17 protein-coding genes are annotated in these 23,981 nt (G+C 70.8%); 5 read left to right on the top strand and 12 right to left on the bottom strand.

The annotated features are described in order from the left end of the window. The first annotated feature begins 19 nt into the window (after positions 1 to 19). From Pla133_RS20275 to Pla133_RS20260, 4 genes are all read left to right on the top strand, one after another. The gene (locus tag Pla133_RS20275) at positions 20 to 1,666 is read left to right on the top strand and encodes a hypothetical protein (RefSeq protein ID WP_145068632.1); all 1,647 of its coding nucleotides are present in this window, start codon (positions 20 to 22) and stop codon (positions 1,664 to 1,666) included. Further along, entirely contained in the window at positions 1,666 to 2,691 is a 1,026-nt protein-coding gene (locus tag Pla133_RS20270) for a peptidylprolyl isomerase (RefSeq protein WP_145068630.1), read from the top strand. The genes Pla133_RS20275 and Pla133_RS20270 overlap by 1 nt, the downstream gene beginning before the upstream one ends. A gap of 86 nt (positions 2,692 to 2,777) precedes the next feature. Beyond that, entirely contained in the window at positions 2,778 to 3,896 is a 1,119-nt protein-coding gene (scpB, locus tag Pla133_RS20265; protein ID WP_145068628.1) for an SMC-Scp complex subunit ScpB, read from the top strand. A gap of 629 nt (positions 3,897 to 4,525) precedes the next feature. Then, positions 4,526 to 6,415, top strand: a complete 1,890-nt coding sequence (locus Pla133_RS20260) for a hypothetical protein (protein ID WP_145068625.1) — start codon at positions 4,526 to 4,528, stop codon at positions 6,413 to 6,415. Between the two features lie 117 nt (positions 6,416 to 6,532). Here the strand turns inward: Pla133_RS20260 and Pla133_RS20255 are convergent, their stop codons facing one another. The 8 genes from Pla133_RS20255 to Pla133_RS26595 form a co-directional block, all read right to left on the bottom strand. Further along, positions 6,533 to 7,072 (bottom strand): hypothetical protein, encoded by a 540-nt coding sequence (locus tag Pla133_RS20255; RefSeq protein ID WP_145068623.1) that lies wholly within the window; start codon positions 7,070 to 7,072, stop codon positions 6,533 to 6,535. A gap of 169 nt (positions 7,073 to 7,241) precedes the next feature. Then, positions 7,242 to 8,000, bottom strand: coding sequence for a class I SAM-dependent methyltransferase (locus Pla133_RS20250; RefSeq protein ID WP_145068621.1), 759 nt, complete (start codon positions 7,998 to 8,000; stop codon positions 7,242 to 7,244). Positions 8,001 to 8,007: 7 nt separating this feature from the next. Continuing rightward, entirely contained in the window at positions 8,008 to 8,931 is a 924-nt protein-coding gene (locus tag Pla133_RS20245) for a class I SAM-dependent methyltransferase (RefSeq protein ID WP_145068619.1), read from the bottom strand. Continuing rightward, positions 8,928 to 10,331, bottom strand: a complete 1,404-nt coding sequence (locus Pla133_RS20240) for an FAD-dependent oxidoreductase (protein ID WP_145068617.1) — start codon at positions 10,329 to 10,331, stop codon at positions 8,928 to 8,930. The genes Pla133_RS20245 and Pla133_RS20240 overlap by 4 nt, the downstream gene beginning before the upstream one ends. A 246-nt stretch (positions 10,332 to 10,577) precedes the next feature. Next, positions 10,578 to 12,446, bottom strand: a complete 1,869-nt coding sequence (locus tag Pla133_RS20235) for a sensor histidine kinase (RefSeq protein ID WP_145068615.1) — start codon at positions 12,444 to 12,446, stop codon at positions 10,578 to 10,580. A gap of 149 nt (positions 12,447 to 12,595) precedes the next feature. Next, positions 12,596 to 13,315: a response regulator transcription factor gene (locus Pla133_RS20230; protein ID WP_145068613.1), complete on the bottom strand. Its 720-nt coding sequence runs from the start codon at positions 13,313 to 13,315 to the stop codon at positions 12,596 to 12,598. A 304-nt stretch (positions 13,316 to 13,619) separates the two neighbouring features. Then, complete coding sequence (locus Pla133_RS20225; protein ID WP_145068611.1) at positions 13,620 to 14,345, bottom strand: glycosyltransferase family 2 protein; 726 nt, start codon at positions 14,343 to 14,345, stop codon at positions 13,620 to 13,622. A gap of 19 nt (positions 14,346 to 14,364) precedes the next feature. Next, the gene (locus Pla133_RS26595) at positions 14,365 to 15,231 is read right to left on the bottom strand and encodes a dolichyl-phosphate beta-glucosyltransferase (protein ID WP_419191766.1); all 867 of its coding nucleotides are present in this window, start codon (positions 15,229 to 15,231) and stop codon (positions 14,365 to 14,367) included. A 753-nt stretch (positions 15,232 to 15,984) separates the two neighbouring features. Here Pla133_RS26595 and Pla133_RS20215 point away from each other — a divergent pair. Continuing rightward, on the top strand, positions 15,985 to 18,831 hold the full coding sequence (locus Pla133_RS20215; RefSeq protein ID WP_145068607.1) for a YfhO family protein: 2,847 nt from the start codon (positions 15,985 to 15,987) through the stop codon (positions 18,829 to 18,831). Here Pla133_RS20215 and Pla133_RS20210 read toward each other — a convergent pair. The 4 genes from Pla133_RS20210 to Pla133_RS20195 form a co-directional block, all read right to left on the bottom strand. After that, the gene (locus Pla133_RS20210) at positions 18,798 to 19,949 is read right to left on the bottom strand and encodes a hypothetical protein (protein WP_145068605.1); all 1,152 of its coding nucleotides are present in this window, start codon (positions 19,947 to 19,949) and stop codon (positions 18,798 to 18,800) included. The genes Pla133_RS20215 and Pla133_RS20210 overlap by 34 nt on opposite strands. A gap of 130 nt (positions 19,950 to 20,079) precedes the next feature. Next, positions 20,080 to 21,261 carry a bifunctional glutamate N-acetyltransferase/amino-acid acetyltransferase ArgJ gene (argJ, locus tag Pla133_RS20205; RefSeq protein ID WP_145068602.1) on the bottom strand — a complete coding sequence of 394 codons (1,182 nt, stop codon included), beginning with the start codon at positions 21,259 to 21,261 and terminating at the stop codon, positions 20,080 to 20,082. 2 nt (positions 21,262 to 21,263) lie between these two features. Further along, the gene (gene argH / locus Pla133_RS20200; RefSeq protein WP_145071009.1) at positions 21,264 to 22,688 is read right to left on the bottom strand and encodes an argininosuccinate lyase; all 1,425 of its coding nucleotides are present in this window, start codon (positions 22,686 to 22,688) and stop codon (positions 21,264 to 21,266) included. A 47-nt stretch (positions 22,689 to 22,735) separates the two neighbouring features. Continuing rightward, positions 22,736 to 23,959, bottom strand: a complete 1,224-nt coding sequence (locus Pla133_RS20195) for an argininosuccinate synthase (protein ID WP_145068600.1) — start codon at positions 23,957 to 23,959, stop codon at positions 22,736 to 22,738. Positions 23,960 to 23,981 lie beyond the last annotated feature (22 nt).

Below are 23,981 nucleotides of genomic sequence, written 5' to 3'. Positions count from 1 at the left end.
ACCGAAGATCGATTCAGCGATGGACCACCACCACGCAACCGGCGACACCAACTCCCCTCGACGGGCCGCAGCCAGGCTCTTGGCCTGTGTGACCCTCGGACTGCCGATCCTGGCCGGATCAGCCACGTCGCAGGCGGGCCTGGCCAGCGCGGGCGACCGGGTCGATGGGCGACCCAGCACCCTGCAGGGTCTCGACCAAGACAACGTGCTGGCGCCGCCCGCGGTGCCCGCGGAGCCGGTCACCCAGCTGCGGATGCGCGACGGGCGCATCGTCTGGGGTTGGATCCTCGAGCACGACCCCGACGCGCTGACGGTGCAGCGCCTGGACCATGGCGGCCAGGTGGTGCTGCCCTGGGGCTACCTCGATCCGCGGCAGGAGGGCGAGCTGAAGGACCTGTTCGGCTACGTGGACCTCTCCGACCAGGAAGTCATGGTCACCGCCTCGCGCATCCCGCTGCGGACGGGCGAGGAGTTGGTAGGCATGATGACCTCGCGCTCCGACCAGTACATCGAGGTCAAGAACGCGAACGGTCTGCTGCAGGTTCCGGTCACCAACCTGGCGGGCACGATCCTGCAAGAACAGGTGCCGGCACGGCAGATCTACACCCGTGACGAGTTGTACGAGCTCGAGGCACGGCGCTACGCCTCGGCCATCCTGACCGGTGGCAGTGAGGCGGCCAAAGCGCACTTCGAGCTGGCGCGCTACTGCGAGCGGATCTTCGACTTCCGCCGGGCGCACCTGCACTACATGGCCATCGCCGAGGTCGATCCCACCTTCGAGCACCCTGACCTCGAAGCCTCCTTGGCCCGCGCCGCGCGGCGGGCGGAGGCCCAGGAGCAGGCCGACATGCTGGACGAGATCGACCGACTGCGCGCCCGGGACCTGTACCCGGCGGCGGTCGAGCTGCTCGGGCGCTTCCCGCAGCTGTATCCCGACAGCCCGCTGACGGAGGACCTGATCGACCTGCAGAAGTCGGTCCTGCGCGATCGGGAGCGCGACATGGTCTCCGAGGTCGAGGATCGCTGGCACAACGCGGTCCTGCGGGTGGCGCGGGACAAGGGGCGCGAGACCAACTACGAGGCCGTGCTCGCCTGGATGGAGGAGGGCATGACCCAGGAGGTGGTGGCCAGGGTCACCGAGGACCTGCAGCGCTTCGAGACCGACGTCTCCCCGGAGCGCATCCGCGAGCTGTGGGGCGAGCGGGCGGCGCGGCGCAACAAGCGGGCGACCTACGGCGCCGGGACCTGGCTGCTCGGTCGCGAGGGCGCGCGGGCCGGCCTGGAGACCACGGAGGACGACAAGAGCACCACCGATCCGCGCAGCGAAGAGCGCAAGAAGATCGAGGACCGCATCCAGCGCTACCTCCGCAACCAGGAGGTCGCATCGGCCGGCGGCGGCGCCGAGGAGGGCAAGGATCCCCAGCTCTTCTGGCAGAACTGGACCGGAGCCAGCCGCGCACAGTGGATCGTGTCGTTCTACGCCGAGCAGAGCGGGGACATGACCGTGACGCGCGCCACCGTGCGGCCCTGTCGCGAGTGCGGCGGCGTCGGCTACCACGAGCACGCGAACATGGGCGGCAGCGGCTCGGGCAACAACTCCACGCGCCTGATCGAATGCCCCCTGTGCGCGGGTGTCGCCGTGACGCGACGCGTGAGCTACCGCTGATGGGGCGGACCCACCTGCGCGGACCGATGGCGGCGGCGTTGTTGCTGCCCGCCCTCGGGCTCTGGAGCTGCGCCAGCCCGCCGGTGGCGCGCACGACCGACCGGACACCGGGGCCGCCGCCCCTGCTCGAGGGGACGGTCACCGCTGGTGGGCGCGATGCCACCGCCGAGCCCCCCGCGTCGGTCCCGGCCGGGCAGGACGATGCCGCCCAGGCGGCAGTGTCCGCCGATCCGGTGATGGCCTGGGTCGGCGGACGGGAAGTCACCGCTTCGGACCTGCTCGAGAACCTCCTGCAGCGCGACAGTCCGGCCCTCAAGCGCTCGCTCAACCTGCTGATCGGCGCGCGCCTGGCCCAGATGGAGGCCGATCGCCTGGGCCTGCGCCTGCCCCCGGAACTGGTGGCGGAGCGCTCGGCCGAGCACCTCGAGGGCTTTCGCGCGGCGTACCTGCGCGAGGGCGAGACCTTCGAGCAGTTCGTGCGCATGGGCCTGGACCTGGACCCCGATCGGTTTGTCGAACGCCTGCGGGCCGACACCCTGCGCGAGCTGGTCACCGAGCGCGTGGTCCGCGCCTGGTCCTTGGGGTCGGAGTACGCCCGCGTGCGGCTGATCGTCCTGGCCGACGACGCGTCCGTGGAAGCGGTGCAGGCCGAGCTGCTGGCCGGCCGCGACTTCGCGGAGCTGGCCACCGAGCGCAGCCTCGACGCCACCGCCGAGCAGGGCGGGCTGGTGCCCTTCCTGGCGCGTGCCGAGCGCGCGCCCCTGTCGCGCCTCGCCTTTCAGACGCCGATCGGCGCGGTCGGCGGACCCCTCGAGCTGGAAGGGGCCAAGGTGCTCTTGAAGGTCGAAGATCGTCCCCAACCCCTGCGCGGAACCTGGGCTGACGTCGGCCTGGCGGTGGAGCAGAGCCTGTTCGCCGAGCCGGTCTCCGAGGAGGAGTTCCTGGTCTGGCAACTCGCCATGGAAGGGCGTCACGGTGTGGACGTGCGGCCGTTCCACGAATTCGTCCGCGAGCCCCTGCGCTGATCGGTGGCGCCGCGGCCGGGCATTTGCGCCCGCGCGGGGCCGCGCGCTTGACCGAGGCCGTGGGCGGGGGCGATGCTGCCGGCAACATGAGCGGTGACCCCAAGGACGAAGCGGACCAGCCCGAGGCCGACCAAGAGCTCACCACCGACCCCTGGGCAGACGCCGAGGCCGCCGCGGAGGCGGAGGCGAGTGCCGGGGACGAGGAGGTCGCGGGTGACGGCGCTGTCGAGGACGGCGCTGTCGAGGACGGTGCTGTCGAGGACGGTGCTGTCGAGGACGGCGCTCTCGAGGACGGCCCTGTCGAGGACGGCGACTTCCAGGAGAGCGACTCCGACGGTGGTGATGCCGATGAGAGCGACCTCGACGAGGCGCCGGCAGCGCAGGCCGGCGCTGACACGGAGGGCGCCGACGACGAGTTCGACACCGACGACGACGACGACCTGGGAGCGCAGACCGAGCAAGACGCCGATTCCGACTCGGCGACCGACTGGGACGAGGCTCTGACGGCGGCAGCCGGTGCCGATGGTGCAGCCGGGGACGGCTCCGCCGACGAGGCCTGGGACGAGGCCGCTGAGGGCGCGGAGTTGCCCGACGCCGAGGCCGAAGAGGACGTCGCCAGCGCCGTCGAGCAGCCCGGCGAGCCGGTTCCGGCGGCCGAGCTGGTGCCCTTCCTCGAGGACGAGCAGCTGGACGCCAACGTCCGCTCGGTTGCGGCCCTGCTCTTCGCCTCCCCCGACCCCCTGTCGGAGAATCGCCTGCGCGAACTCGTGGAGGAGGTCGGCAAGGACGAGATTCGCGCGGCCGTGGGTCAACTCCAGGCCCGTCTCGAGGCGGCCGGCCTGCCCTTCGTCTGTCGCGATGTGGCCGGCGGCTGGCGCCTGTTCACGGAGCCGGCCCTGGCCGAGGTGGTCCAACGCCTGGCGAAGGCCCGCAAGGCCGAGCGCATCAGCCAAGCGGCCCTCGAGACCCTGGCGATCGTCTCCTACCGCCAGCCGGTCACGAAGGCCGAGATCGAGGCCATCCGCGGCGTCCAGGCCGGCCCCATGCTGCGAACCCTGGTCGACCGCCGCCTGGTGCGCGTCGCCGGCCGGGCCGACCAACCGGGCGCGCCCCTGCTCTACGGGACGACGTCCGAGTTCCTCGATCGCTTCGGCCTGTCCGGGCTGAAGGAGCTACCCCGCGACGCCGAGCTGGCTCGCGACTGAGCCAGCCCCGCCGGGAGGCCCCCGGGCATTGCCCGGGGCATTCGGCCGAGGGCTGTCTGGTGCAGACCGCTCCGTGGGCCCGCAATTGGGCCCTGCAGCCGGGACTTGCCGACCAGGCGGGCAACCCGGCCCGCGCTGAAGCTCGACGATCCGATCCCTCCGGGCTCGACCTCTCCCCCCGGCGGCACCGGCGGCCCCTCGCCCCGGACTCGGCCGCGGAACTTCTGCCAGCTCGGGCGTAACCATTGTCCGCGCCGACCGTCCCCGGGGTGGGCGGGGGACCGCGGTGGTTCATGTCTCTGGGTCGTAGGCACGGGCCACCCCGCCCCAGGACCCCAGGGGCCGTGACCGCCACGGCGTATCCGGCTACACTCCTCGCCCTTTCCGCCGCGAGAGATCCTCTCCGGCGCCGACCCCGCGGGGGCGCCCTGCGCCGACCACGGGCGCGCGTCAGAGCCTCGACCGACGTGGCGGGCGGACCCCTGCGTCCGCGATCGATCAAGCGCCGTCCCACCCCGGATCGGCCCGCGCCGCTCGCCCCCGTGGCGCACTCGGCCGGGTCCTTCGGGCGACGGCGGCCCCACTCCGACGACAGCCCCACGACGTCGCTTGAGCCGACGTCGCCTTTCATGTCCAGCAAGTCGCGCAATCAGCCGCCGCGCAAGGAACAGCAGGTCCTCCCCCGGGCCAAGGCCGACGACGGCAGCGAACACCACGAGCCGTCCGAACAGGACTTCCTCGAGGCGGAAGAGCTGTTGAAGACGCCGAAGGGGCGCTCGCCCCTGACCTACGCCTTCCTGATCTTCCTGCTGATCTTCCTCCTGGTCGTGTTCCTCGCCGCGGACGCGTTCTACGCCATGCGTTCCGGCGGCGGCGGGACCAACGTCGTCATGCGCTGGGAGCACCCCATCGACGGCCCCCAGAAGGTCAAGCTGGTCGACTTCGAGCGCATGAGCCGGACGCTGGCCGTAACCGCCGGGCAGCGCGACATGGAGCCCGAGCAGGTCGCCAGCTTCATGGTGGCCGACTCCCTGGCCGAGGCGGCGGGCATCGCGGTCAGCGACGCCGAGCTGCGCGAGCAACTCGTCACGATGATCCAGGGCCTGGGTGGGATGACCCAGTACCGCCGTCAGATCGACTCGATCGGCATCCCCGGAGGCATCAAGGCCTTCGAGGAGACCGTGCGCAAGATGCTGCGTCAGCAGCGCTACCGCGCACTCCTGTCGTCGATGGACTCGATGCCCGACGTCGAGGAGCTCGAGCGCACCTGGATGGATCGCCACCAGCTGCGGACCTTCGACTACACCTACACTTCGATCGAGGACGAGCGTCAGCGCGCCTTCGGCGAGGATCCCGACGACGCCACGCTGCAGGCCTGGTTCGACGAGCGCCCCGACTTCGAGCGCAACCAGTACCGCAGCCCCCAGCGCCAGAAGGTCGAGCTGATCGGCGCGGTCCTGACCGACCCCACGCGCAACTTCGACGCCCTGCTCGCGGCCTACCCGGACGCCGAGGACGCGGACCTCGAGGCGCGCGCCCAGGAGTACTACAACCGCTCCTACTTCGCGCGCTTCAAGCGGCCCGTGCCGCTCGATCCGCCGGAGGATGGCTCGACCGAGGACTTCGCCAACCGCATCTACTTCCCTTTCGAGGATGTGCGCGAGGAGTGTCTGCGGGAGGCCGCGATCAAGAACGCCCTGATGGGCTGGCGCGCCGACATCGACGCGCGCGTCGCGATCGGCGAGGAGATCGACCTGGCCGCCGAGGCGGAGCTTCTGGGCCTGGACTACCTGGCTCCCGAGCAGCCCCTGACCCAGACCGAGCAGCGTGAGCTGGACGGTCTCGGCGGGGTCTACATCGCCGGCGCCCTGGCGCAGATGAAGACGCCCGGAGCCTTCACTCCCGAGGTGACGATCGGCGCCACGGCCCTGACCGTCGCGCGCATGTTGGAGCTGGTCGAGCCCACCGTTCCGCCCCTGGCGGAGATCCGCGGCAAGGTCCTCGAGGCCTGGGCCGACGCCCGCGCGGTCGAGTTGGCGTCCGAGACCTTGGACGCGGTGCGCGACACGATGACTGGGCTCATCGGTGAGGACCAGGTTGCGACGGCCGACTTCGAGACCTTCTCGGACGCGGTCAAGACGGCGGGTCTGCCGCTCGAGCGCGTGAGCGATTTGGATCGCAGCGCGGACTTCACCGACATCGAGGACGAGGATCCGGCCCAGCGTTTCCTGCGCACGCGCAGCGAGTTCGCGACCTTCGAGGCAGGCCAGGTCTCCGAGCCGCTGAAGGGCTTCGACGGCGAGCGCGTCTACCTGGTGCGACTCGACTCCGTGCGCGATCCCGACCTCTCGGCGATGACCGCCAAGCAGTTCCAGCAACTGCTGGAGCAGCAGAAGCAGATGGCGCGCTTCTACAAGCAGATCAACGATCCCCTGTCGATCGAGAACCTGCGCGAGCGCAACAAGCTCTGGCTGATCACCGACGACGACAAGAAGAAGGACGAGTCCGTCGAGCCCTGAGCTCCAGCGCGGATTCGACCAACGCAACACGGGGCGTCGCGAGCAATCGCGACGCCCCGCGTGCGTTCGGGCTGGCTTGTTCGAGGGGGCGAGCTGGCAGCGCCAAGGTGGCAGGGGCTACTTCTTGGCCGCGTCGATTCTCGAGCGCAGCTCTCGCAGCGCATCCTCCTGAAGGCCTTCGTCCGCTGCGAAGGCGAGGTAGAAGATCGTGCCGTCGAAGGCCTCCACGGCGAAGATCGCATCCATCAGCCAGTTGCCCTCGTCCTCGACGGCGACGGCCATGAGCTCGTTCCAGGGGTAGGCCACGACCTGTGGCTGGCCATCCTCTTCGGTCCAGGAAACCACGCGACGATCGGTGAGCAGGTTCCCGTCCTCTCCGTATGAGAAGAGGCCGGCGGAGTAGAAGAAGAGCACTCGCTCGCCCGGCTCGAGCGGCACCACCGACTCGATCCCGGCCAGGGTCTCGGCCGAGATGCCGCTGCCCCCAACCACTCCAATCGGGGGCATCGTGGAGTCATCGAATGCCATAGGGGCCAGGGCCAGGAGGCCAGCCAAGAGCAGTGCGCCCATGCAGCCGCAGCCCAGGCAACTGGCCAAGACCGGGTTGCGTGCGAGCCAATGGCGGCGCTCCCTCCTCGATTGATCGTCGGTCGTCACCCCAAGATCCTACCGACTCGGATAGAGCGATCGCCGGTTGCCGGGGTAGGTGCTGACCGCCCGGCCCCTTGGGCGGCGCCGCCCTCTCGGCCTTCGGTGAGGCCCCGGGTCAGCGGTCGCCTTCGACGATCGATCGCACGGTTTCCGAGCGCCCGGGCCGCCGCCGCGCTCACTCGGGCCGCTTGGCGATGGCGGCGATCGAATGGCCCACGGGCCAGTCGAAGCGCTTCGAGAAGGGCAGTTCGGCGGCAAAGATCCCGGCGAAGATCGAGTGCACGAAGCGCGGGATCGGCCAGGAGAGGTTGGTGTGGTTCGAGTCCGCTTCCTTGCCGGTAATCGTCTCGAGCAGCTTGATCGCGAGGACCGCCGGGAGGATCACCGGGAACAGGAAGATGTTCGAGTGCGTGTTGCGCTCGACCGTGAGCCCGGCCTGACGGAAGACCCGAGCCAATCGGCCGCGGGTGTAGCGCCGCTCGTGCTGGGCCACGCGGTCGTTGTTGGCGTAGAGGAACTGGTAGGCGGGGACCGAGACGAAGATGCGTCCACCGGGCTTCAGGACCCGCGCCACCTCGCGCATCACGCGTTCGTCGTCGGGGATGTGTTCGATCGCGTCGAACATGCAGACCAGGTCGAAGCTCGCGTCCCGGTAGGGCAGGGAGTAGCCGCTCGAGGCCACGCCGTCCGGGAACCCGCGCTCGCGGCATCGGTCGAGGCTTTCGATCGAGATGTCCGACGGAAAGACCTCGCCGCCGAGCTCCGACAGACCCTCGAGGAAGCCGCCCATGCCGCAACCAAGGTCCAGGACGCGTTGCGGCCGCTGGCCCCGCAAGTGGTGGGAGAGGAGCCCGAAGTAGACCGAGCGGCGGCCGCGGAACCACCAGTGGTCGCGCTCCAGCTCCAGGAACTGGCTGTAGGCCTTGGCGTCCACGCGGCCCTCAGCTCGCCGGTTCGGCGACGACGATCATCTCGTCGAACAGGTTCACGTAGACGGCCGACTTCGCCACCAGCTTGAGCGGGCTGAGCACGAAGGACAGGGCCGGGTGCAGGCGCTGGGAGCGCTCCACCACGAAGCCCAGGCTCACGTACTTGCCGCCCAATCGCGGCGTGTTCTCGAGCACCTGGAAGCCGGCCTCGTCCATCACTCGCCCCAGGGTCTTGGGGTTGAAGTGGTAGATGTGCTCGGCGTGCTTGTAGTGCTGCCAGGCCTTGCCGAGCATTGCCGCCGCGCGGCTGTCGACGTTCTGGGTCTCGATCAGCAGCTTGCCGCCCGGGGCCAGGTGCTCGCGCGCCACCTTCAGGGCGCCGACCACGTCGGGGATGTGCTCGATCACGTCCCAGAAGGTGATCAGGTCGTAGTGGCCCTTGGGCAGGTCCACCTGACCCAAGAGGCCCGCGCGAACGTTCTGCGCGCCGATCCGCTCGGCGGCCTGGGGCCGGATCGCGTCCGAGGGCTCGAGGCCGGTCACGTCCCAGCCCTCTGACTGCATCACCGACAGGAAGTAGCCCGCCGCGCAGCCCACGTCGAGCACCCGGCCCGGCCTGGCGAAGTGTCGCCGGATGACCGACAAGCGCTTGCGGTAGGTACGCAGGTACAGCGGCGCGTCGGAGCGGTAGTCGGTGTAGCCGCGGTCCTTGGCCGCCGACGAGGACCAGTAGCCCTCGTTGTAGACCTCGTCGATCAACGCGCCATCGGCGAGCCTGGGGGTCACGTAGGTCAGGCCGCAGTCGCTACAGGTGACCACCGAGAAGGGGCCGTCGGTGAACTTGGTCTCGCGCGCCGCGCTGCCGCAAAGTCCGCAGGGGACGTCCTGGAGGGCCGTCTCGGGGATCGAGCGTGCGAGCCCCGGAAGCTCGATCAACCGAAGTACTCCTGGCCGGCCGCAACCTCGTCGGCGCGCGCATCGACCCCCTTCGCCACCGTCTTCGCCGTGCGGCGGCCCATGGCGATGGAGTGGTCCATGTTGTTGTAGCGGTACAACCCCTGGCGCCCGGTGGTGCGGATGTTCTTGACCTGCTTGACCGCCTTCTTGAGCGTGTCGAGGTTCTCTTTGTAGGTCAGGTCGTAGACCGGGTAAGCGTAGGGCAGCTTGTGCAGATCGATCCCGCGCGCCGTGCCCGGCTTGAGCAGGCCGACCGTGACCAGGTCGTCGATCGCGACCTTGGCACCCTGCTCGAGGTCCATGTTCCAGTCCTCGTCACCGACGTTGCAGGTGATCTCGCAGCACACCACGGTCTTGTCGCCCGGCGCCGAGGCGTCCGAGAAGTTCTTGAACTCGCTGATGCGGTGGATCGTGAGGTGCTTCTCGGGCAGGTAGACCCAGTGGTCGGGCGAGACCGTCGGCTCGTCGATCTCGAGGTAGACGAAGACGATGCCGATGTAGCGCAGCTTCGAGATGGCGTCGACGACGTCGGGCCCGATCTCCGGACGCATGCACTCGAGCAGGCGCGAGAGGGGGATGGTGTTGACGATCTCGTCGCACTCGATCGTGCGCTCGCTGCCGTCGGCCTGGCGGCAGATGACGCGCTTGGCCACGCCGTCCTCGACCTCGATGCGCTCCACGGGCGTCTCGAGCGCGACCTCGTTGCCCATCTCGCGGATCTTCTCGGCGTACTTGCGACCGATCTGACCGATGCCGCCGTTGGCCGGGTACCAGAACTCGCTCACGAGCGAGCGCACCTCGCCCTCGCGCGGCGGGTTGAGGGTCTTCTTGATCGTGTCGAACAGGTTGGCCTGGCTGATGCGCTGGCTGGCCCAGTCGGCGCTGATCTCGGTGCAGGGCATCTTCCACGCCTTGGACGTGTAGGTGCCGAAGAACATCTCGTAGAGCGTGCGCCCGAAGCGCTTGAGCACCCAGTTCTCGAAGTTGTCGTCCGGGATCGGCTTGAAGACCTGACGCAGCCGGATCCACATGTAGTCCGCGATGGCCTTGACCAAGAGCGTCGGCGGCAGGCTCTTCAAGACGTTCATCGCCTTGAGCGGGTAGTCGAAGAACTTGCCCTGCATGTAGATGCGCGACATGCGGTCGCGGATCACGACCTCGTTGTCGAGCACCTCGTAGATGTGCTGGATCAGCTCCTCGTCACGGCTGTGGAAGCGGTGCGGGCCGTGGTCGAGCCAGAAGCCGTTCTTCTCCCAACTGCAAGCCATGCCGCCTGCGAAGTCGTCACGTTCGACGACCGTGCACTTGATGCCCACCTTGCTGAGTTCAAAGGCGGTGGCGAGGCCGGCAAGGCCGGCGCCGAGGACAACGACGTGCATCGGGGCGAGGAGCTGGGGGAGAGTCGAGGGGGTGGAGTGCGCCCCGCCAGGGCGGCCCCCCCCGGTGGTGCTGGCCCATCGGGGACGTGCGTGCGGCGCGCGCCAGGGGGCGCGGCCGCGCGGGGCTGCCTTGGGGCTCCCGGAGACATGCTTCGGACTCCCGAAGCGATTGAGGCCGGCGGGGGGGGGGCAGAAGCCCGTGGCGAGCGCACAAGTCTACCGTGCGGGGGAGCCCTTGCGCCGGATTCACACGGCGGGGAGCGTGACGCGCAGGACCGCGCCGCCGCCCTCGCGCGGGAGGGCTTCGACGCGCCCACCCAAACTGCGAACCTGGAGGTCCACCAGGTGCAGGCCCAAGCCAGTTCCGGTCGTCGTGCGGGTGGCCTCCGACCCCACGCGGTAGAAGGCCTCGAAGATCCGCTCCTGCTCGCCGGCGGGGATCCCGGGGCCGCGGTCGGAGACCTCCAGCACCACGGCGCCCGCCTGATGCTTGGTTCGGACCAGGATGCGGCCCTGCGGGCCGAGCGCAGGGTCGAAGGGCGCGTACTTGCGGGCGTTCTCGACCAGGTTCGTGACCACGCTCTCGACCGCCTCATCGCTGAGCAGAACGGCGGGCAGGTCCTGGGCCAACTCGAAGGTGAGGTCGGGCACACCGGCGGGCGCCCCCGCCTCGAGGCTCGAGACCTGCCGCCGCACCGCCTCGGACAGGTCGCCCGGCTCCGGCTCGGTGCCCGGCGCTTCGGTTCGGCCACGGGTCAGGCGACTCTGCTCCAGGATCCGCTCGACCAGCCGCGCCAGGCGCGCCGTCTCGGCGTCGATGCGCCGGTAGTACTCGGCGCGGGTATCCGGATCCTCGACCCAGCCGTCCAGCAGCATCTCGATATGCAGGGCGATGGTCGAGATCGGAGTCCGCAGCTCGTGGGTCACGGCCGCCACGAAGTCCCCCGTCCGTTGGGCGCGGCGCAGGTCGCGCTGGAGCCGGCGGGTGGTCGGCACGATCACGGCTCCGACCAGCCCGAGAGTTCCCAGGAGACCGGCCGCGTACAGCGTCCATTGGGTCCGATGGGCTCGCCGCATCGGGCCGAGGTCGCGGACCAGGGTCACGCGGCCGGTGTCCGGTGCGGCATCGGGCGGACGCTCGCAGTCCATCGCGGCCAGCAGGTCGAGTTCCTGGTGAACCGAGTCCTCGGGCAGCTCGGCCGGCGCGAAGCGTAGGGACTCGTCCTCGTCCAACAGCCCTTCGGACACGGCGAGGAGGCCGTCGGTGACCCACCAGTCGAGGTCGAAGAGCACGCCTTGGATTAAATCGACGCCGTCCGGCGTGAGTGCGCTGCGCAGTTCGTTCAAGCCGGAGAGGCCCTCGCTCGCGCCCACGGGGGGCCGGATCCTGATCTGCCACCAGCAGGTCGGGTACCAATCATCGTCGGAGCTGGGCAGCAGCTCGAGGCGAGAAGGGCCGCGGCGCAGGATCAGGCGCCCGCTGGTGAGTCCTGCGCCCGAGGTCGACTTGCGTGCCCGCTCGAGTTCGCTCAGCATCTGTCGCGCATCGGCCCGCCCGCTCTGGCCCAGGAAGGTCGCCACGTCGACCACACGCTCGGAGTGCTCGGACATGGGGGACATGTTGAGCTTGCGACTCTCGGGGCTGGCGCTGGCCCAACGCCACACCAGCCCGGCAGCGACCGCCTGCAGGCCCGACAGACGACTCGGCGCACTGTGCGGCGACGCCAAGAAGTACCGCGGCGCGGTGGCGTCGACGTCGCGCGACAGGAACTCCTCGCCGAAATAGGCGAGGATCCCCGGCTCGCCGACGGCCGAGTCCAGGGGGCTGATGTCCTGTTCGATCGCGTGGTCGGGATCTACCGGCGCCAGGACCTCGGGCGCGAACACGAAAGGACTGCGGGCCTGCTCCCGGGCGAGGGCAGCGTGAAAGCGTGCGCCCCACTCCTCGCGGATGGTCCTGGCGACGTCGATCGGGTGCTGGCGCGCGGCCGCGACGTCGGCGCGGTGAAAGCGGGCCAGTGCCACGCCGAGCACCAACGCCAGGCCTCCCACGGCGGCGAAGGTGACGGCCCCCAGCAGGTACGGCGCACGCCGCGAGGCACTCGGAGTTCGCATGTCAACCAAGGGACATACGGTTTGCTGACCCTCGTCGGAGTGAGCCTGGATTCGCGTGCTCGCCGTCCAGCGAACCCACGCGCTCGTGGGCTCCGGTCTGCGCTGCTCGCGATGTCAGGGGAGGATCTCCTCGAATGCCCCGCGGAGCCTCACGAATGCCAGCGGTAGCCGCGGCCGCGGACCGTCTGGATCAGGCTCGGCTTGGCCGGATCGGGCTCCACCTTGCGGCGCAGGCCGACGATGTGGATGTCGACCGTGCGCGTCTCCACGTTGGCGTTCTGGTAGTGCCACACGTGCAGCAGGAGGTCCTCGCGGGTCACCACGCGCTCGTGGTTGCGGATCAGGTACTCGAGGATGTCACCCTCGCGCGGCGTGAGCGCCACGATCTCGCCGTCGCGATGGACCTCCAGGCGCGACAGGTCGACCGTGATGCCCTCGGCCAGATCGAGCTGTTTCGGCGGCGAGCGGTCCATCTGCCGGCGTCGGAACTGGGCCTCGATGCGGGCCACCAGCTCGCGGGCCGAGAAGGGCTTGGCGACGTAGTCGTCCGCGCCCAACTGGAAACCCATCAGCAGGCTCTCCTCGTCGGCCAGGGCCGTGAGGATCAGAACGCGCACGTCCGAGTCCCGGTCGCGCAGCTCACGCAGCACGTCGAGCCCGCTCTTTCCGGGCAGCATCAGGTCGAGGACCATCAGGTCGTAGTCGGCCTTCGCGAGCTGCTCGAGGGCAGTCAGTCCGTCGTGACAGATCTCGACTTCGTGTCCGGAGTGGGCGAGCGCGTCACGCAGCCCAAGGGCCAGGGCCTTCTCGTCCTCGACAATGAGGATGCGACCGGTGGTGGTCGTCGTGGCATTGGTCGTGTCGGTCATGTGTATCCCGGTGACAGCCGCTCCGGCGCGGGGGCATGTGAGACGGCGTGACAGGCGATGGGACGGGTCAGAACGGAGCCTAGCACGGGCTCCGACTGTCCCGCTGGTCGGACCAGTGTGGCCGTCGTAAGAGAGGCGTCAAGTGTGCCGGGCCTGGCCCCGGTCTCGGCCCGGACTCGGCTGCCGCCCGTGCACTTCCCTTACCCGTCATCCGATTCCGGGGCGACGACCGGGGTCCGGGGGATGCGCAGGACTTCGGCTTCCAGTGGCGAGCCGGCCGAGGGTCTCCGTCGGCCTGCGCCCCTCAACCCCTGAAGCGCTTGCGGCAGATCGCCTTGAACATGCCAAGGGCAGTCTTGGAGACCTTCGCCAGGGAGGCCGAGTGCTTGGACTCGCCGCCCAAGCGCGCGCCGTAGTGCACCGGAACCTCGATCACGCGCATCCCGCGCTGGTAGGCGGCGCAGATCATCTCGGGGCTGAAGGAGGGCCCCGGTTCACGGGTCCCGGCCCGAATCGAGCGCCACGAGTCCGCCCACAGGGCGCGGAAGGTGCAGCCCACGTCGGTCAGGCGCGGCTCGTGCGGCAGGTACCAGAACAGCTCCAGCAGCTTGGCCATGGCCACGTTGCCCCAACGCAGCTTCTTGTCCATGTTCGCGCCCTGCTCGACCATCTGCCGCGTCGTGCGCGTGCCCAGCACCATCTGGCAGTCGACCAGGTAGTAGAGCAACTTCCACACGTCCTCCCCGCGGAAGGAGCCGTCGGCCTCGGTGATCACCAGGATGTCGGCGCTGCATTCGACGGAGTGGTCGAGCCCCGCACGGATCGCGCAGCCGTAGCCAGGCGCCGATTCCGCGATGACGTCGGCTCCGGCGGACGCCGCGAGCTGGGCCGTGCGGTCGCGGCTGTTGTTGTCGACGACCAGGACCCGATCGACGCACTCGGGCGCCAGGAACTCAGCCACGACCTCGGCGATGGTCGCCTCCTCGTTGTAGGCCGGCACCACGACGGTTACTCGGTGTCCGCGGAACATGGGGCGGGGCGGGGAGGGTTCAGCGGTATTCGCCGCGCAGGCGTCGCCAGAAGATCACGACCAGCTCGCGCGCCGAGCCGAACACCGCGTGCAGGAGACGGACCTTGGTGTCGTCGTCGTGTCTCCAACGCACGGGGACCTGGGCCAGCTTGTAGCCCTTGGCGCTCGCGATCACGACCAGCTCGGCGTCGAAGGCCCAGCCGTCGAGGGTCGAGCGCTCGAAGATCTGCTCGGCTGCCTCGCGCCTGAAGGCCTTGAAGCCACAGGTGAAGTCCTGGACTCCCGGCGCGAGCAGGTGGCGCGTCACGAAGGTGAAGCCCTTGCCCAAGAGTTCGCGGATCCACGGTTGGTGGCGCTCGATGTTCGACCCCGGCGCGCGGCGGTTGCCGAGCACCACGTCGTAGCCGGAGTCGAGCGCCCCGAGGAAGCCGTGCATCTCCTCCAGCGGCGTGGAGAGGTCGGCGTCCATGAAGAGCACCGCCCGCCCGCGGCTGGCGAGCACGCCGGCCCGCACCGCTGCGCCCTTGCCGCGGTTGACGGGCAGCGCCTCCGCGCGAATGCGATGGTCGCGCGCGGCCCAGCGCCGCAGGATCTCGAGGGACCGATCGCGCGAGCCATCGTCGACCCCGACGATCTCGAAGCTGCGACCGAGGTCCTCGAGGAAGGCCACCAGGGCGGTCAGCGTGCCGTCCAGCACGGGCTCTTCCTGGTAGATCGGCAGGACCACGCTCAGGGCCGGCTCGGCGGGATCGGGCGCCGCTTCGCCGTCAGCCGGCACCGCGCGCAGTCGTGCCCGCGAGGGACCGGCCCCACGGGCTGCACCGCCCCCCGCAGAGGGGGTCGTGGCGGGGTTGCCGTCGCTGGCATCGGACTCCTGGGCGGCCATGACCCCGATAGTCTGCCCGCCCGAGGCACCGGCGTCGGCCCCGGTTGATGCGTTTCCGTCGCGCGCGCGCGGAGGGCGGACACCAGACCTGCATCGGACGGAGGCGACTGGAGCTTTCGTCGACCGGTGCGTTGCGTCCCCGGCGCTCGAGTGTTGCGACCGTCCTCCGCGGTCGCGCCGGACTCGCCTCGATCCAGCCGTGGTGGATCGCGAGACCGATCGAGCGGCGTCCGACCGTCGGGAGGTGCTGATCCAGCGCGTCCCTCCGGCTGCGCTCGCTCCGCGGCTACTTCTCGAAGGTGCGGTCACTTCTCGAGGGTGCCGTGCCGCAGCCCGGCTCCGCGGATTCAGCTCTGCCGGCCCCGACCGGCAGATCCGACGGCTGATCCGACCTACGGTCCAGGTCCGCAAGTGCCGCTCCGCCGTTCGGTCCCGCCGCCCCGCCCCCCCTCGCCGGCCCCCGCTGGCCGGTCCCGCCGTTCGGCTCCGCCGGCCCGCTCCGACGATCCTCTTCACCGGCCCGGTCCTCATCCCCAGTCGCGCGGGTTCCGCCCCGCAGCTCCTGTCCAGCCACCGCCCCCACCCGCCCGGGTGGGCACCCGAAGAAGACCGTCCGCGGGGCCGGGTGGTTACGCTCTATCGCCCGAAAACCCGACCCAGGAGCGAGTTGGCGAGAGCCCGCTCGCCCGGCCAGCCCCCATCTCCGCCCTGCCTGCACCGCCCCCTCTCCGCGCCCGTGAGATCCTGCTCGCGGTGCTCGCCTGCCTGCTCGTTTCGGCCTGGCCGTTGCGGGGGGGTCTCTTGGCCGGTGGGGATGCCGTGGCCATGGCGGTGGACACGGGCTCGGCGGTGGCTCCGTGGAGGCAGGCGGTCGAGGCGTCGGAGTCCGCGTCGGGCGCGGGCCCGAGCCTGACGCGGCCGCGCAATCCGGAGCTCTCCGACCAGGGGCTGGTCTTCTATCCTTTCCATCGCTGGGTCGTGCGCTCCTGGCTGGCCGGGGACGCGCCCCTTTGGTGCCCGCTGGTCTATTGCGGCGCGCCGGCGGTGGGCAATCCCCAGGCGGGGGTGCTCGATCCCCAGGTGGCGGCCCTCGCTTTGGCCGAGGCCGTGGGCGGACCCCGGGGCTTCCACGCCGCGATCGACCTCTTGGCCTGGGCGCGGCTGGCCCTGGCGGGACTGGGCGCCTACCTGCTCGCGCGCGTGCTCGGGCTGCGCTGGACAGGGGCCGCCCTGGCGGCGGTGGGCTTCGGTCTCTCGGGCTACCTCGTGTTGTGGCTCAACCACAGCCTCGGCCACGTGACGCCCTTTCTGCCCTGGGTGCTGCTGGGCGTCGAGGGCACGCGCGGTCCCCGTCCGGTGCGCGCCTGTCTGGGCACGGCCGCGGCGATGCTCGGAGCCATCGCGGGCGGACACCCGGAGACGGCCTTCTACGTGGGCGCCGCCGCCGGCATCTGGGCCCTCGCCGTCCTGCGCGAGGACCGGCGCGCCGGGCTCCACGCCCTGGGCGGACTGGCCCTGGGTTCCCTCGCGGCGGCGCCGGTGCTGCTGCCGTTCGTCGAGTACCTGTCGCGCTCGGGCGCCCAGGAGGTGCGCGAGGCGTCGGTGGAGCGGGGGTCGATCGAACTCGTGCCGCTGCTGGCAGTCGGGTTGCTCGTGGGCGGTATCGCTTGGCTGCGCCGGATTGTGGTCGGGGCGGCGACCGACGTCACCGCCATGTGGCGCGCGGCGGCGGGCATGGCGCTGGTCGTCGTGGGCGCGGTCCTGTTGCGCGACAGCGGCCTGCCGGCCACGGCGCTCCTGGCGCTCGTCCCGGACCGCTTCGGGCGGCCCGGCGACGGCCTCGCCGGGTGGATCGGGCCGCGGGCCTACACCGAGGAGGCCAGCAGTTGGCTGCCCGCCCTGGTGCTGCTCTCGGCCCTGGCCGCGCTCTTCTCGCCGCGCGGAGCCATGCGCCGACGGGGGCTGTGCCTGTGCCTGGGCTTCGGGGCCCTGGCCCTGGTGCTGCGGGTTCCCGGCCTGTTGGAACTCAAGCGAACCCTGCCGGTGGTGGGCTTGGGAGCAACGGTGCGGCTTGCAGCGGTCAGCGCCCTGGCCCTCTCGCTCGCGGCCGGCTCGGCCCTGGACCAGGCGCCGGCTCGTGCGCGACGGGCAGCAGTGGTGTTGGCGCTGGCCCTGGCCGCGGTCGTGGGCCGGCCCGCGGCGTCCGCGCCCCTGTCCGGGCAGAACCGCATCGGACCCGAGTCCGATTCGCAACTCACCTTCGTGGTCACGCCGGACGAGCGCCTGGCTCGCACGGGTACCTGGCTCGAGGGCTGGATCGCCCCTGGTCTTCCGGTAGAGCGCATATCGATCGTCGCCGCGCCCCAGGACCAGACCGCGGGTGCGGCCCTCGAGGTGCCGACCGAGCTCTTCTCCGAAGCCTCGAGCGTCGCGCTCCAACGCGATCCCGCCGCCGTGGCGGCCGCGCCCACGGGTGCGCGTTGGTTCCGCTCCAACTACCTGCAGGTCAATCGACTGGAGGTGGGCTACTGGCGCTTCGAGGCCCACGTGTACCTGCCCGGCTCGGCCACCGCGGCCCAGGTGCGACTCGCCTCGGTCAGCGAGGTCACGCGCCCCTGGTCGGCCCGGCCGGCGAGTTGGATCTTCATTGGCCTGGCGGTGCTCCTGGTTCTGATCCCCCTGCCGCGTCGCCTGACCTGGCTCGTGCCAGCCCTCGCCGCCGCCCACGGCCTGTGGTTCTCGCGGGGCGTGAACCCCGTCGTTCCGGCGGCGGAGCTCTTTCCGCCCACGGCTACCGAGCGCATCGTGCTCGCCGCCCAGGGCCAGTCGCGCTTCTTCGGCGATCCGGGCGTGCTCGTGCCCGACACGGGCCTGGTGCGCGGTCTGCGTGCGCTGGACGGCTACGACGGCATGGATCCGGCCGAGTACAACGCCTACCGCTACTTCGCCATGCGGCCGGGTCTGAACGCGCTGCTCGCCTGGAACGCGCGCGGGGTCGACCTGGACTCAGCCGCTTGGGCGCTGCTCGGGGTGGGGCACCTGGTGCTTGGCGCACCGCTCGAGCATCCCGGCTGGGAGCTGGTGGCCGGCCCGCGCGAGGGCGCGCCGCAGTTCGCCGAGGCCTTCGTCTACCGCGCGCGCGAACCCTTCCCGCGCGCCTTCGTGGCCACGAGCACGATCCGACCGGAGGTCTTCGACGCCGCCGGCGGCGCGGGCTGGGACCCCCGCACCACGGCCATCTACGAGGGCGATTGGGTACCGAACGAGCCGGCTCGCCTCGCGCGCGCGCAGATCGTCGCCAGCTCCAACAACGGGGTCGACGTGGAGGTCGAGCTCGACGGCGACGGACTGCTGGTGTTGACCGACCAGTTCTTCCCCGGCTGGACCTGCGAAGTCGACGGGGAGGAGCGCGAGATCGAACGTGTCGACGCGATCTTCCGCGGGGTTCGGCTGCGCGCCGGCGATCGACTGGTGCGTTTCAGCTACCAGCCGCGCAGCTTGAGCGTCGGTCTGGCCCTGACGGCCCTGGCCGCGGTCATCGCCACGGCGTTGGCACTGCGCGCGCGCTACGGCGCGGCCGGCAGCAGCAACTCGGGGTGAGCGATCCAGGCCAAGAGGTACGGCGCATCCGCGCCCTCCTCGTAGGCGGCCAGTAGGAAGGGCCGGTCGAAGACCAGCTCGCGGGGCTGGATGATCGCCGCCGAGCCGACGCCCATGAAGGCGCGGCTACGCAACACCATGCCGGCCTCGTCGAGCTTGAGCCGCAGGCGCTGTTGCACGTTGGTCAGCGGGGTCTGGGAGCCGTCGGGCGAGAGCAAGGGCAGGCCCTCGAGCTCGCGGAAGCGGTGGCTCAGATCGAAGTCGATCTCCGGCGCGGCGAAGCGGTCGCCGGCGGAGAGCGAGTGCGTCGGGTTGCCCTCGATCAGGGCCCAGGCCCGCTCCCAAGTCGCGCCCAGGGTCGCGCCCGGCGCGACGCGCGCGAGCACGATCCGGTCGCGCGCAGACTTCGGTTCGAGCACCACGCAGAACTCGGCGCGATCGGGCGACTCGTGGTAGCGCAGGATCTCGTGCAGCCGCTTGTGGTTGGCGTCCTGCCAGTCGAAGGAGCCGATGCCGAAGGCGTCGACCAGGGTCGGCTGCTCCTCGGCGGCACCCTGGAAGGGCAGCGGCGCCGAGGCCAGGTCGTCGAAGCGCGTCTCGAAGGCCAGGGTCTTGGCGATCTCGGCGTAGGCGAACAGGGCCCCGGCGGGCGCGTCGGCCAGGGCCTGGTCGAACTCGGGGTCGGGCGGACTGCCGCGCTCGGCCAGGGCGCGCGTCACCGCGCTGCCCAGGGACGGCCCCGCCCGTCCGGCCAGTACCACCACGCTGTCCGGATCCACGTCGCCGGCGTCGAACTCGGTCGTCGCCAGGATCGCTGCCCAGGGGGCAGAGCCCACGACCTGGAGCGGCCTCCCCAACTCGTCGCCCAGGGCGTCCCACGCGAGCTTGATCGAGCCCGACCAGAGCGTGTTGCGAGCCGGATCGAGGGGCACCTCCGGCCCGACCACGAACTCACTGAAGGCCAGGGAGCTAGCTTGGGCTTCGAGCTGGGCCGGCTCGGCCCCGTGGGAGCGGCAGCCCGTGAGCGGAACCACTCCGACCAGCAGGAGGGCGCAGATCCGCACGGCGCGGATTTCGGATCGACGTAAGCGGGCGGTGGACATGGCTTCGAGCGGCATCGTGGGAATCCTCCGCAGGCACAACGCCGCCCCGCCCGCCGATCTTGGCGCCTCTGGCGCCGATCTGGCGCGCGTCCCCGGGGCGCAGCCCTCGAGGAGCGCGCCCCGGGCGCGCTCCTCGAGTCCGACCTCAAGTGCGATAGTCGGCGTTGATCCGGACGTAGTCCGCGGACAGGTCACAGGTCCAGACGTCGGCCTCGGCGGGCCCGGCCGCCAGATCGATGGCCAGCAGGATCTCCTTGTCCTCGAGCATGTGGCGGTGGGCCTCGCCCTCGTTCTCGGGCTGGGGCCGACCCTTGGCGTAGACCTCGGCGCGCCCGATCGTGACGCGGGCCTGGGCCGGGTCGAAGGCGACCCCCGAGCGCGCGGCGGCGGCCAGGATGCGGCCCCAATTGGGGTCGCGCCCGTGCACGGCGGTCTTGGTCAGGGGGCTGGTCGCGATGGTTCGCCCGACCACCACGGCCGCCTCCTCGTCCGGCGCGCCCATCACGCGCACGGTCACCAGGCGCGTGGCGCCCTCGCCGTCCACCGCGATCTTGCGCGCCAGGCGCTCGGCCACGTCCTCGAGCACGACCGCCAGCTGCGGGTCGCGGGGCGCGCCCTGGTCGGCGGCGGTGCTCCACAGAAGGACGGTGTCGTTGGGCGAGGTGTCGCCGTCGACGGTCAGGCGCTGGAAGCTGCGGTCGTTGACCTGACGCAGGAGCTTCAGGGGTTCGTTGCCCAGGGGCGCGTCGGTCAAGAGGAACCCGAACATGGTCGCCATGTTCGGATGGATCATCCCCGAGCCCTTGGCGATGCCGACCACTTGGCTGCCGCCGGGCAGCTCGCGGCGCACGATCTTGGGCACCAGGTCGGTGGTCAGGATCGACTGGGCGAAGGCGTGGCCGCCGTGTTGGGCGTCCGCCGAGGTCAGAAGGGGCAGGGCATCCATCACGCGGTCCACGGGCAGCCGCTCGCCGATCACGCCGGTCGAAAGGAACAGCACCTGCTCGGGCGGGCAGCCGATCAGCTCGGCCAGGGCCGCGCACACCCGACGGTTGTCCTCGATCCCGGCCGTGCCCGTGGAGCAGTTGGCGTTGCCGCTGTTGACCAGCACCGCGCGCACGAGGCCGCCGGAGCGGCTCAGGTGGTCGCGACAGACGCTCACGTGTGCACCCAGCAGCAGGCTCTTGGTGTAGATCGCTGCCGCCGGCCGGGCCTCGTCCGTCACCAGCAGTCCCAGGTCCAGGCAGTTCTTGCGCGCGCGGATCCCGCACTGGACCGCGGCGGCGCGCAAGCCGCTCGGCAGATCGTCTTCGTTGGGCATCGGCATGGTCAGGCTCGGTCGGAGGTGGTGGTGGGGGACGGGTCTTGGGGCAGTCGCGTTCCGAGCTCGGTCTTCCAACGCTCGGCCTCGGCGTGCACGCGCACGGGTGCGGTGCCACCGACGACGGAGCGCCGCGCGAGCACGGCGTCGATCGAGAGGGCTTCGGACAGGTCCTCGCCCAACTCGGGCAGGAGCTGGGTTCGCAGGGCCGCGGGCAGGTCCTCGAGTTCGACGCCGAGCTCGAGCGCGCGACGCACCGCGACGCCAGCGCGCTCGTGGGCCGTGCGGAAGGGCACGCCCGCCCGTACCAGCAGGTCGGCCAGGTCGGTCGCGTTCAGGTAGCCGGTCGTGGCGGCGGAACGGCAGCGCTCGGCGTCGTAGCGGGCGCCGCGCACGCACAGCTCGGCCACTTCGAGGCAGGCCGCGGTCTCGTCCAGGGCCAGGAACAGGGCGCGCTTGTCCTCCTGCAGGTCGCGGTTGTAGGCCAGGGGCGTGCCCTTCAGCATCGTCAACAGGGCCTGCAGCGCGCCGGTCACGTGCCCGCACTTACCGCGGATCAACTCCAACGCGTCCGGGTTCTTCTTCTGCGGCATCAGGCTCGAGCCCGTGCACACGGCGTCGTCGAGCTCGAGGAAGCCCGCTTCGTTGGTGGCGAAGAAGATCCAGTCCTCGGCCAGGCGCGAGAGGTGTACCGAGATCAGACTGGCGGCGAAGACCAGCTCGCACAGGTGGTCGCGGTCGCTGACGGCGTCGATGCTGTTGCGACAGGGTCCTCCGCCGAAGCCCAGGTCGCGGGCCACGGCCTCGCGGTCGATCTCGAACGCCGTGCCGGCGAGGGCGCCGCAGCCCAGGGGGCAGCGGTCCATGCGCGCGGCGGCGTCGCCCAGGCGCTGGGCGTCGCGCTCGAACATCTCCACGTAGGCCAGGCTGTGGTGGCCGGCCGTGATCGGCTGGGCGCGCTGCATGTGGGTGTAGCCGGGCAGGGCCAGGTCGCTCGTGCCCTCGGCCAACTCCGCCAGGGCCAACTGCAGGGCGCCCAGGCGCGCCTGCAGGCCGGCGCTGACCCGGCGCAGGTGCATCCGCACGCCGGTGGCGACCTGATCGTTGCGCGAGCGTCCGGTATGCAGCCGGCGCCCCAGATCGCCCAGGGCCGCGTTCAGGCGCGCCTCGACGAAGGAGTGGACGTCCTCGGCGGCCGAGCGCAGCAGCACCTGGGGATCGGCGCGCACCTCGCGCTCGATGGCGTCCAGGCCCGCGACCAACTTCTCGGCCTCGTTCTCGTCCAGCACGCCCGCGGGCACGAGCGCCCGGGCCCAGACCCGACTGACCTCGAGGTCTTCGAAGATCAGCCGCCGATCGATCGAGAGGCTCTCCTGGAAGGCCAGGAAACGCGGGTCCTGGCCGCTGGCGAAGCGCCCGCCCCACAGGCCCACTTGGCTGCCGGCCAGGCCCTCGCCGGATTCGATGCCGATGTCCATGCTCACGACCGGACCGTGTCCAGCTCGGAGTCGGTGCCGTGCACCCGCGCGGCGACCTGACCGGGCAGGCCGTACAGACGCACGAAGCCCTTGCTGTCGACCCGGTCGTAGCCGGTGCCAACACCGAAGGTGGCCAGGTCCTCCGAATAGAGGCTCTTGGTGCTGGTGCAGGCGACGGTGGTGGCGCGGCCCTTGTAGAGCTCGACCGTGACGCTCCCGCTCACGTCGCGGTTGGCCGCGGTGAAGAAGGCGTCCAGGGACTCGCGCAGGGGGTGGAACCAACGGCCGGTGTAGACCACGTCCGCGTACTCCAGGGCCAGCCGCTCGCAGGTGCGCGACAGGTCACGCTCCATGGTCAACGCGCGCAGGCTGCGCAGGGCCTCGTACAGAATCGTGCCGCCCGGGGTCTCGTAGACGCCGCGCGACTTCATGCCGACCAGGCGGTTCTCGACGATGTCGACGCGACCCACACCGTGGGCGGCACCGACGGCGTTGAGGCGCTCGATCAGCGCGACCGGGCCCAGTTGCCCGCCGAAGGCGCCCACGGGCACCCCGGCCTCGAAGTCGATCATCACGCGCTGCGGCGCGTCGGGAGCCTGGCGCGGGTCGACCGTCCAGGTCCACACGTCGTCCGGCGGCGCCGTGCCGGGATCCTCGAGCGACCCGCCCTCGTGGCTGATGTGCCACAGGTTGCGGTCGCGGCTGTAGATCTTGGTGCGCGAGGCGGTGATCGGGATGCCGGCCTTCTCGGCGTAGTCGATCGCGTCCTCGCGGCTCTCGATCTCCCACTCGCGCCAGGGGGCGATGATCTCGAGCTCCGGGCCCAGGGTCATGAAGCCCAGCTCGAAGCGCACCTGGTCGTTGCCCTTGCCCGTGCAGCCGTGGGAGACGTAGCGCGCGCCGAGCTCCTTGGCGAAGGCCACCTGGGCCTCGGCCAGGACTGGCCGCGCGAGGCTGGTGCCCAAGAGGTAGCGACCTTCGTAGGTGGCCAGGGCGCGCAGGGCGGGCCACACGCAGTGGGTCACGAAGCGCTCGCGCAGGTCGACCACCCGCGCCGAGGCGGCGCCGCTGGCCAGGGCCTTCTCTTCCAGGCCGACGAGTTCCTCCTCGCCTTGACCCACGTCGCCGCAGATCGCGTGGACCTCGACCCCGTAGTGCTCACGCAGCCACGGGATAGCGATCGAGGTGTCCAGTCCGCCGGAGTATGCGAGTACGAGCTTGTCCATGGGGGTCGTCTTCGAGAGGGGC

The sequence above is a fragment of the Engelhardtia mirabilis genome (genome assembly GCF_007748095.1).
Lineage (GTDB): Bacteria > Planctomycetota > UBA1135 > UBA1135.
The sequence above is the reverse complement of the archived record's forward strand: the minus strand, read 5'-3'. Positions and strand labels throughout refer to the sequence as shown.